Consider the following 10,165-nt stretch of genomic DNA (forward strand, 5'->3'; position numbering starts at 1 on the left):
TGCCGGGCGCACGGCCAGGTGGGCGTCGGGCACGGCCCCTCCCTGGGCGTACGTCCTGAACGGTCCCGGCCGGATCGGGGCCGCCGGGCCGTATCTGGCGTAGCCGGGCGCGGGTGGCGGACGGTCAGTCGACCGTCACCACCACCGAGTGCCGGCCGCTCGCCCCGTCGGGCATCGTGTCCGTACGCCGCTCGGTCTGGACCTCGCCGGTCCCGTCGGTGGCGCGGACCGTGAGCGTGTGGCGGCCGGGAGTCGCCTGCCAGGGGTACATCCACTGGCGCCAGGTGTCCCGGCCGTCCTCGGCCCCCAGCCGGGCCTCCCGCCACGGGCCCTCGTCGATCCGCACCTCGACCCGTGCGACGCCCCGGTGCTGTGCCCAGGCCACCCCGGCGATCATGACGGTGCCGGGTCCGGGGCGGGCGAACGAGCGGGGGGTGTCGATCCGTGACTGCGTCTTCACGGGCGCCTCGGCCGCCCAGCCGCGCGGGACCCAGTAGGCGTCGTAGGCGTCGAAGGTGGTCAGCTCGATCTCCTCGATCCACTTGCAGGCGGAGACGTAGCCGTACAGACCGGGGACGAGCATACGGACCGGGAACCCGTGGTCGAAGGGGAGCGGTTCGCCGTTCATCCCGAAGGCGAGGAGGGCGTCGCGGCCGTCCATCACCTGCTCGACCGGGGTGCCGATCGTCATCCCGTCCACCGACCGGGCGACCAGCTGGTCGGCCGGTCCCCCGGCGGACGGCGGGACCACCCCGGCCTCGCGCAAGAGGTCGGCCAGCCGTACGCCGAGCCACCGGGCGTTGCCGACGTACGGGCCGCCGACCTCGTTGGAGACGCAGGCCAGCGTGATGTCCCGCTCGACCACCTCCCGGCCCATCAGGTCGGCGAGGGTGAGGCGCAGCTCCCGGGCGACCCCGAGGCCGTGCAGGCGCAGGCGCCAGGTCGTGGCGTCGGTCTTGGGGACGACGAGCGCCGTGTCGACGCGGTAGAAGTCCCGGTTCGGCGTGACGAAGGGGCTGATCCCGGGGACCGGCAGCTGGGCCCCCGGGGGTACGGCGGGGGCGGGGGACGCGGGGCGGGGCAGCCGCAGGGCCGTCCTGGAGGCCACGGCGTCCTGGGCGCGGGTGCCGCCGAGGGCGCGGCCGAGGACCGCTGCTGCCGTCGCGCCGACGGCGCTCGCACCGGCGATCACCAGGAAGCTCCGGCGGCCCGCGGCGGCGGCCGTCTCCGGTACGGCCGAGGGTCCCGGCCCGGTCCGGGCGGTGAGGAGCCGGCCGATCAGGACGTACAGGAGCAGGGCGCCCGCGACGGCGCCGGCCAGGGAGGGCAGTGCGTCCGCGGCCGAGTCCGAGTCGGGCCGGGTGACGGCGGCGAGCGCGCCGACGACGCCGAAGGCGAGTACTCCGGCCGCACCGGCCCGGCGGTGGCTGAGGGCCAGCAGGCCGAGGGCCACGGCCAGGGCGGCGAGCACGGCGAGGATGCCCAGCTGGAGGACGATCTTGTCGCTCTCGCCGAAGGCGGTGATGGCCCAGTTCTTGACCGCGGCGGGGGTGACGTCGATGGCCGCGCCGCCGACCGCCGTGACGGGCCCCGCCTCGGGGCGGACCGCCGCGGCGGCGAGTTCGGCGACGCCGAGGGAGGCGTACCCGGCGAGGAGTCCGCCGAGTCCGGCCAGGAGACGGTCGGTGCGGGTGGGGTCGCGCGGGGGATCGGAAGGGGTCATGTCCTTCCCTTCGGCACCGCGGCCCTCGTGGATGGGCCGATTCACCCGGGAGAGCGTCTCATTTCGGGCCGTCGGCCGGTCCGATGTGCTCGCCGGGCCGGGCGAGTTCCTCCACCGCCTCGGCGCCGACGACCGCGCCCGTCGACTTCTTGGCGCGCCGCAGCCGGCGTTCGAGCCGGCCGGCGAGGGTGGTGAGCGCGAAGTTGAGGATCACGAAGATCACGGCGACGATCGTGAAGCTCGCGATGGTGTTGGCGCCGTAGTTGGCGCTCATGGGCCGGACGGAGGCCAGGAGTTCGGAGAAGCCGAGCATCGCGCCGCCGAGCGCGGTGTCCTTCACGATGACGACGAGCTGGCTGACGAGCGCGGGGAGCATGGCCGTGACGGACTGCGGGAGCAGGACGTTCGTCATCGTCTGGCCTTTGCGCATGCCGATCGCCTGGGCGGCGTCGGTCTGGCCGCGGGGCAGGGCAAGGATGCCGGCCCGGACGATCTCCGCGAGGACGGAGGCGTTGTAGAGGACGAGCCCGGTGACGACGGCGTACAGCGGGCGGGTCTCCGGGCTGATGTCGGTGAACTCGGAGTAGGCCGCGTTGGCGAAGAGCATCAGGATCAGCACCGGGATGGCGCGGAAGAACTCCACGACCGTTCCGGCCGCGCCCCGCACCCACCGGTGGTCGGAGAGCCGGGCGATGCCGAACAGGGCGCCGAGGGGCAGGGCGATGGCCATGGAGAGCGCCGCGGCGATGAGGGTGTTCTCCAGGGCGGGCAGAAGGTACGTCGTCCAGGTGCGGGAGTCCGTGAAGAACGGCTCCCACTTCGCGGCGGTGAGCTGGTTCTTCTCGGCGAGGGCCATGACCACCCACCAGACCAGCGCGGCGAGGGCCAGCACGAACAGGACGGTGTAGAGGACGTTGCGGCGCCGGGCGCGGGGCCCCGGGACGTCGTACAGGACTGCGGGCGGGCGGGCGGTGGTGGTGCGCCGTGCCGTGGTGGGGCCGGCGGACGGGGTGGTGCCGGGGCGCTTCATCGCTTCACCGCCACCTTCTTGGCCAGCCAGCCGAGGAAGAGCCCGGTGGGGAGCGTGAGGCAGATGAAGCCGGCCGCGAAGATCGCCGAGATGAGGATCAGCTGGGCCTCGTTCTCGATCATCTCCCGCATCAGCAGGGCCGCTTCGGCGACGCCGATGGCGGCGGCCACGGTGGTGTTCTTGGTGAGGGCGATCAGCACGTTGGCAAGCGGCCCGACGACCGAGCGGAAGGCCTGCGGCAGCACGATGAGGCGCAGGACCTGGGGGAAGCCGAGCCCGAGGGCTCGGGCGGCCTCGACCTGGCCGACGGGGACGGTGTTGATGCCGGAGCGCAGCGCCTCGCAGACGAAGGCCGAGGTGTAGGCGATCAGACCGAGCACGGCGAGCCGGAAGTTGATGGTGGTGAAATCCTTGGCGCCCATGTCGACGCCGAGGGTCTGGAACAGGCCGAGCGAGGTGAAGACGATGATGACGGTGAGGGGGATGTTCCGGACGATGTTGACGTAGGCGGTGCCGAAGCCCCGCATCAGGGGGACGGGGCTGACGCGCATGGCGGCCAGCAGCGTCCCCCAGATCAGGGAGCCGATCGCCGAGTAGACGGTGAGCTGCACCGTCACCCAGAAGGCTCCCAGCAGGTCGTACCCTTCGAGGAAGTCGAACACGGCGGCCCGCTCACTTCACGACGGTCCCGATCGTCGGGGCTGGTTCGTTCTGGTAGCCGGCCGGGCCGAAGTTCTTGTCCACGGCCGCCTGCCAGGAGCCGTCGGCGACCATCTTCTCCAGCGCGGTGTTGATCTGCGCCTTGAGTTCGCTGCCCTTCTGGACGCCGATGCCGTAGTTCTCGTTGCTCATCTTGAAGCCGGCGAGCTTGAACTTGTCCTTGAACTCGTCCTGCGCGGCGTAGCCGGCGAGGATCGAGTCGTCGGTGGTGACGGCGTCGATGACGCCGTTCTCCAGACCGGTCAGGCACTCGGAGTAGCCGCCGTACTCCTGCAGCTGGGCCTGCGGGGCGAGCTTCGTCTTGACGTTCTGCGCGGAGGTGGAACCGGTCACCGAGCAGAGCTTCTTGTTGTTGAGGTCGGACGGCTTGGTGATGGAGTCGTCGTCCGCCCGGACCAGCACGTCCTGGTGGGCCAGGAGGTACGGCCCGGCGAAGTCGACCTTCTTGGCGCGTTCGTTGTTGATCGAGTACGAGGCGGCGATGAAGTCGACGTCGCCGCGCTGGAGCAGCGTCTCGCGGTCGGCGCTCTTGGCTTCCTTCCACTCGATGTCGGCGGGATCGTGGCCGAGTTGCTTGGCGACGTACGTGGCCACGTCGACGTCGAAGCCGGTGTAGGTCCCGTCCGGTGTCTTCAGCCCGACGCCGGGCTGGTCGAACTTGATGCCGACGGTGATCTTCTCGTCGTCGGTGGCGGCGGAGCCGGATCCGCCGTTCCCTCCGTCGTCGCCGCAGCCGGCGGCGGTGACGGTGAGGACGGCCGCCGCGGCGGCGGCGAGAGCGGCTTTGGTGAGCTTGCGCGGGTTCATGGCCTTCACACCCCTGGGGGCTCCTGTGCGGGCGGCGGCCGCGGTGGTGGTTCCGCGGCCCGGTCGTGCCGTGGTCCGGTCCGGGTCCGGTCGAGCCGAGGCTCAGTGGTGCAGGATCTTCGACAGGAAGTCCTTGGCACGGTCGCTGCGCGGGTTGTTGAAGAACTGGTCCGGTGTCGTCTCCTCCACGATCCGGCCGTCCGCCATGAACACCACACGGTTCGCAGCGGAGCGGGCGAAGCCCATCTCGTGGGTGACGACGACCATGGTCATCCCGTCCCTGGCGAGCTGCTGCATGACCTCCAGCACCTCGTTGATCATCTCGGGGTCGAGGGCCGAGGTGGGCTCGTCGAAGAGCATCACCTTCGGTTCCATGGCCAGGGCGCGCGCGATCGCCACGCGCTGCTGCTGGCCGCCGGAGAGCTGGGCGGGGTACTTGTCGGCCTGGGAGCCGACGCCCACCCGGTCGAGGAGTTCCCTGGCCCGTCGATCGGCCTCCTTCTTGTCCTTCTTGCGGACCTTGATCTGGCCGAGAGTGACGTTCTCGAGCACGGTCTTGTGGGCGAAGAGGTTGAAGGACTGGAACACCATGCCGACGTCGGCGCGCAGCGCGGCCAGCTCCCGGCCCTCGGCGGGCAGGGGCTTGCCGTCGATGACGATCTCGCCGGAGTCGATGGTCTCCAGCCGGTTGATGGCCCGGCAGAGCGTGGACTTGCCGCCGCCGGAGGGGCCGATGACGACGACGACCTCGCCGCGGCCGACGGTCAGATCGATGGACTGGAGCACGTGGAGCGCGCCGAAGTGCTTGTCGACGTTGCTCAGGACGACAAGCGCGTCGCCGCCTACCGGGACGGGCATGGCACCCTCCAGGGTCACCGCCCCCGCTTACCGCTTCCTCCCCACGTTCATGCTCCGCCCGCCGTGCCCGCGGCGCACGCCGGGAACGCGCCGGGGCGGGCGAGCGGAAGCGATTGTCCTCGCGCGGAGGGGCCCGGCGGGCGGGAGCGATTGTCATCGCGCGGAGGGGCCCGACGGGCGGTCGCCGGTTCCAGGCGCGGTCAGACCGCCGGTACGGGCGCGAAGCGTCCCGCCGTGCGCAGGTCCTCCTCGATGCCCGCGGCGGTGGCGCGCAGCTCGGGGAGGACGTCCCCGACGCACTCCTCGGCCGTACGCCGGCTGCTGTGCATGGCCACGTTGACCGCCGCCACGACCGCGCCTGCCCGGTCGCGCACCGGTACGGCGATCGACCTGAGGCCCTGTTCCAGCTCCTCGTCGACGAGGGCGTACCCCTGTTCCCGTACGCGTGCCAGCAGGGCGGCGAGTTCCGGGCGCCCGGTGACCGTGTGCGGGGTGAGGGCCCGCGGTTCCCCGGCGGCCAGCCAGGCCTGGCGCTCCTCCGCGGGGAGGCCGGCCAGCATCACCCGGCCCATGGAGGTGGCGTGGGCGGGGAAGCGGGTGCCGACGGTGATGTGGACGCTCATGATGCGCCGGGTGGCGACCCGGGCGGTGTAGCGGATGTCCGCTCCGTCGAGGACGGCCAGGGAGGCCGAGTCGTGCACCCGTCGGGAGAGCGCGGCCAGGTGCGGGGCCGCGATCTGCGGCAGCGGCATACGGGACAGGGAGGGGTAGCCGAGGGCCAGCACCCGGGCGGTGGGGCTGAAGAGGCGGCCCTCGGCCCGGACGTATCCGAGGTGTTCCAGGGTGATCAGGGCGCGCCGGGCGGTGGCGCGGGCGAGGCCGGTGGTCTCGGCGACGGTGCTCAGGGGCAGCGCCCCGCGGCCCTCTCCGAATGCGGTCAGGACCGTGAGTCCGCGGGCCAGCGACTCGACGAAGGCGCGTCCGCCCTCCTGCTTGGAGGCGCGGGTCCATGCCGCGAGACCCACGGGCCGCGGCGGCGGCGCCGCGTCCCGCGGGTACGGCGGCTGCCGCAGCAGCTCCTCCCAGGTGGAGACCGCCGCGCTCAGCCGGGGCAGCATCGCGTCCCGCAGGGAGGCGGCGGTGTGGCGGCTGGTGTGGCTCACGACGCTCGCCACACAGGCGACGGCGCCGTCGGTGTCCCGTACGGGCAGGGCGAGCGCGACCAGGCCGGGTTCGATGAGCTGGTCGTCGAGGGCCCAGCCCCGCTCCCCTGCGAGCGCCGCCCGGGCGGCGAAGTCCTCGCGGTCCCGGTCCCCGCCTCGTGGCTCCGGGCGGTCCGGGCCGCTGCCCGGCCCGGTCCCGGACGGTCCGGCGGCCGAGGGACCCCTGTGGCGGCGTGCCCGCCAGCGCTCCCAGTCGGCCGCGGTCCAGCGGGCGGCGAGGAGGGCGCCGGGGGCGGTGCGTTCGGCGGGCAGCGGATCGCCGATGCGGAAGCTCAGGGACATCGCGCGTCGGCGTGTGGACTGGTGGACGAAGCGGATGGCGTCGCCGTCCCCCACCGCGAGCGAGACCGACTCGTCGAGCTTCTCGGCGAGGGCGTCGGCGTGGGGACCGAGCAGGCCGGGCAGGCGCAGGGCGGCGAGATAGGCGTTGCCGAGCTCCATGAGCCGGGGCGCGAGAAAGACGTCCCGGCCGTCGAGGCGTACGTACCCCATGCGGGCGAGCGTGCCGGTGAGCCGGTCGACGGTGGAGCGGGCGAGGCCGGTGGTGCGCTCCAGCTCGCTGAGGCTGAGGGCCCCGTCGGCGTCGGTGAGCCCGCGCAGCACCGCGAGGCCGCGCATCAGCGGCGCTACGGCCTCCGGCGGAACCGAAGCGTCCGGGGTCCGGCCGTCCGGCGCCGGAGCGGTGTCGCTCGGTGACATGGCCCCTCCCTGACGGATCTCGAGGGACACCGTAGAGGAAGGCGCCCGGGAGGGCGGGCACGGTCCGCGTCCCGAGAGGCCAGGTCGAGACCGTAGGCCGGACGAGGGGGCGTTGTCCGGTGCCGTGGATCGCAAGGCGGAGGAGCGAGCAGTGTCCGGTGCCGTCGATCGCAAGACGGAGGAGCGAGCGTTGTCCGATGCCGTCGATCGCAAGGCGGTGGAGGGCGCCGATGCGGAGGAGCGACGACCGACCGATGGCGCCGGGGGCGGTGCCGCGGTACGAGACGCCTCGACCCCGGCGGGATCGGCCGGGCACCCCCTCAGCCGGCGGCCGGGGCCGGGGGCGTGACCTGGGCGCGGAGCGCGGCCGCGTAGATCTCGTCGGGGTCGAGCCTGCGCAGCTCCTCCGCGATCAGCTCGGCGGTGGTCCGCACCTTGAGCGCGAGGACCCGGTTGGGCTGGCCGGGGATGGCCAGCCTGGCCACCGGGCCCTCCGGGCGGTCGATGCGGATCTCCCCGTCGGGCGTGCCCAGCCGGACCGCCGTGACCACCGGCCCGTCGGTGACGACCCGCTCGACCGGGACCTTCAGCCGGTCGGCGAACCAGCGGGCCAGCAGCTCGGCGCTGGGGTTGTCGGCCTCGCTCTCCACGGCGGCCGAGACGACCGTCGCCCGGGCCTGGTCGAGCGCGGCGGCGAGCATCGAGCGCCAGGGGGTGAGCCGGGTCCAGGCGAGGTCGGTGTCGCCGGGGGCGTACGACGCGGCGCGGGCGTCCAGCGCGGCGAGCGGGTTCTCGACGGCGTACGCGTCGGTGATTCGGCGCTGGGCGAGGGCGCCCAGCGGGTCCTTGGACGGCACCTGGGGGGCGTCGACCGGCCACCAGACGACGACGGGCGCGTCGGGCAGCAGCAGCGGCAGGACGACGGAGTCGGCGCGGGCGCCGAGTTCGCCGTGCAGCCGGAGCACGACGGTCTCGCCGGCACCGGCGTCGCTGCCCACCCGCACCTCCGCGTCCAGCCGGGGCAGGAGGCGCTCGCGCGGCGAGCGGGCATGGCGCTTGATCACCACGAGCGTGCGCGAGGGGTGCTCGCGGGAGGCGTCGTTGGCCGCCTTGAGCGAGTCGTAGGCGTTCTCCTCGTCGGTGACGATGACGAGGGTGAGCACCATTCCCACCGCCGGCATCCCGATGGACCTGCGGCCTGACAGGATCGCCTTGTTGATCTTGCTTGAGTTGGTGTCGGTGAGATCGATCTTCATGACCCGCGCCCGTTCCTTCCGTCTCGTGCGAGCGACTTCCTCCACTGCTTCCCCGTAGCGCTCGCGGGACAGCGGTTCTTCCGCGGTCCTTCGTCGAACTCTTCGGCACCGGAGGGGGAACGGGCCGGATTTCGGGCGGCGGCGCGCCGAACGGACGTCCGGGGAGGCGGCGAGGCTCCGGGGACGTCCCGTCGGCGGAGGGCGCGTCGGTGCGGGACCGGGGCGGCCGGGCGTTCGGCCTGGTACGCGCGCGGAACCGGCCGCATCGGCGTCGCGGGCGCCGAGGCGACGGCCCCGACCGGCTATCGGACCGGGGCGGCGGCCCGTTCCCGAGCCGGCGCGGCGGCGGAACCGGTGACGACCTGCCCGGTCGCGGGGGCGGCGGCCCCGGTCGCGGAGAGGGGCGCGTCCGTGGGAAGGCCCGTGGGGACGGCCCGGCCCGCGGCACGGTCGCGGCGCTCCAGGCCGGCGGAGAGGAAGGCGAGCAGCAGCGCGGCGCCGGCGAGGAGGGCGCCGACCCAGTTGGGCGCGGTGTAGCCGAGGCCGCCGGCGATGACCATGCCGCCGAGCCACGCGGCGAGCGCGTTGCCGAGGTTGAACGCGCCGATGTTGACGGCGGAGGCGAGGGTCGGGGCGCCGTGGGCGTGGTCGAGGACGCGCTTCTGGAGCGGGGGCACGGTGGCGAAGCCCAGGGCGCCGACGAGCGCGACGGAGATCGCGGCCAGGACCTTGTCGTGCGCGGTCAGGGTGAACAGGGCGAGCACGACGGCGAGGGCACCGAGGGAGATGAACAGCATCGGCATCAGACGGCGGTCGGCGTACCTGCCGCCGACGAGGTTGCCGACGACCATGCCGAGGCCGAAGAGGACGAGGAGCCAGGTGACGGACGACTCGGCGTAGCCGGCGACCTCGGTCATCATCGGGGCGATGTAGGTGATGGCGGCGAAGACTCCGCCGAAGCCGAGCACGGTCATGGCCATGGCGAGGAGCACCTGGGCGTTCTTGAACACGGCCAGTTCGTGCCGGATGCGGACGCCTTCGGGCTTCGGCATGTCGGGGACGAGCCGGGCGATGCCGAGCAGGCCCAGGACGCCGAGCGCGGCCACGATGACGAAGGTGACGCGCCAGCCGATGGCCTGGCCGACGAGGGTGCCGCCGGGGACGCCGACGACGTTGGCGACGGTGAGGCCGGTGAACATCATGGCGATGGCGCCGGCCTTCTTCTCGGGTGCGACCAGCTCCGCGGCGACGACGGAGCCGATGCCGAAGAACGCGCCGTGGGCGAGGGAGGCGACGATCCGGCCGGCCACCATGACGCCGAAGCTCGGGGCGACGGCCGACAGGAGGTTCCCGAGGACGAAGAGGCCCATGAGGATCATCAGCATCCGCTTGCGGGTCACCTTGGTGCCCAGCACGGTCATCAGCGGGGCTCCGATGACGACGCCGAGGGCGTAACCGGTGACGAGCAGCCCGGCCGTGGGGATCGAGACGCCGAAGTCGGCCGCGACGTCGGGCAGCAGGCCCATGATCACGAACTCGGTCGTGCCGATCCCGAAGGCCCCCATCGCGAGGGCGAGAAGCGCGAGTGGCATTGAAGAGCACCTTCCAAGAAATTGCGCGAGCGCCTTACGAGCGTTCACAATACTTGCAGACGCGCTCTAGTTGCAAGCGCGGGGTTTTTCGCCGACGGCGCCCCGACCTCCACGCCCACACCGGCATGACGGAAGAGCGCCCGGGGGGGGGCCCCGGGGGGGGGGGCGCCGGCGCGGGGGGGGGGGGGGGGGGGGGGGAACTCGGGGGGCGGGGGGGGGGCGGGGCCCCCCCCGGGGGTGGTCGGAGGCCCGGCCGC

The 10,165-nt window shown here is 73.2% G+C and carries 8 protein-coding genes; all 8 read right to left on the reverse strand.

Annotated features, from left to right (window positions below; genetic code table 11):
• Positions 1-124: 124 nt before the first annotated feature.
• Positions 125-1,723, reverse strand: a complete 1,599-nt coding sequence (locus tag ACZ6RC_RS23700; protein WP_469586526.1) for a molybdopterin-dependent oxidoreductase — start codon at positions 1,721-1,723, stop codon at positions 125-127.
• Positions 1,724-1,781: 58 nt separating this feature from the next.
• Positions 1,782-2,753 carry an amino acid ABC transporter permease gene (locus ACZ6RC_RS23705; protein ID WP_469586529.1) on the reverse strand — a complete coding sequence of 324 codons (972 nt, stop codon included), beginning with the start codon at positions 2,751-2,753 and terminating at the stop codon, positions 1,782-1,784.
• Entirely contained in the window at positions 2,750-3,415 is a 666-nt protein-coding gene (locus ACZ6RC_RS23710) for an amino acid ABC transporter permease (RefSeq protein WP_391133866.1), read from the reverse strand. The genes ACZ6RC_RS23705 and ACZ6RC_RS23710 overlap by 4 nt, the downstream gene beginning before the upstream one ends.
• Positions 3,416-3,425: 10 nt before the next feature.
• Positions 3,426-4,280: a glutamate ABC transporter substrate-binding protein gene (locus tag ACZ6RC_RS23715; RefSeq protein ID WP_469586533.1), complete on the reverse strand. Its 855-nt coding sequence runs from the start codon at positions 4,278-4,280 to the stop codon at positions 3,426-3,428.
• 102 nt (positions 4,281-4,382) lie between these two features.
• The gene (locus tag ACZ6RC_RS23720) at positions 4,383-5,138 is read right to left on the reverse strand and encodes an amino acid ABC transporter ATP-binding protein (RefSeq protein WP_469586536.1); all 756 of its coding nucleotides are present in this window, start codon (positions 5,136-5,138) and stop codon (positions 4,383-4,385) included.
• A 200-nt stretch (positions 5,139-5,338) separates the two neighbouring features.
• On the reverse strand, positions 5,339-7,060 hold the full coding sequence (locus ACZ6RC_RS23725; protein ID WP_469586540.1) for an IclR family transcriptional regulator domain-containing protein: 1,722 nt from the start codon (positions 7,058-7,060) through the stop codon (positions 5,339-5,341).
• Between the two features lie 320 nt (positions 7,061-7,380).
• Positions 7,381-8,316, reverse strand: coding sequence for a glucose-6-phosphate dehydrogenase assembly protein OpcA (gene opcA, locus ACZ6RC_RS23730; RefSeq protein ID WP_391133878.1), 936 nt, complete (start codon positions 8,314-8,316; stop codon positions 7,381-7,383).
• A 302-nt stretch (positions 8,317-8,618) separates the two neighbouring features.
• Positions 8,619-9,908 (reverse strand): MFS transporter, encoded by a 1,290-nt coding sequence (locus ACZ6RC_RS23735; protein ID WP_469586543.1) that lies wholly within the window; start codon positions 9,906-9,908, stop codon positions 8,619-8,621.
• Positions 9,909-10,165 lie beyond the last annotated feature (257 nt).

The sequence above is a fragment of the Streptomyces sp. NPDC048353 genome (assembly GCF_055587165.1).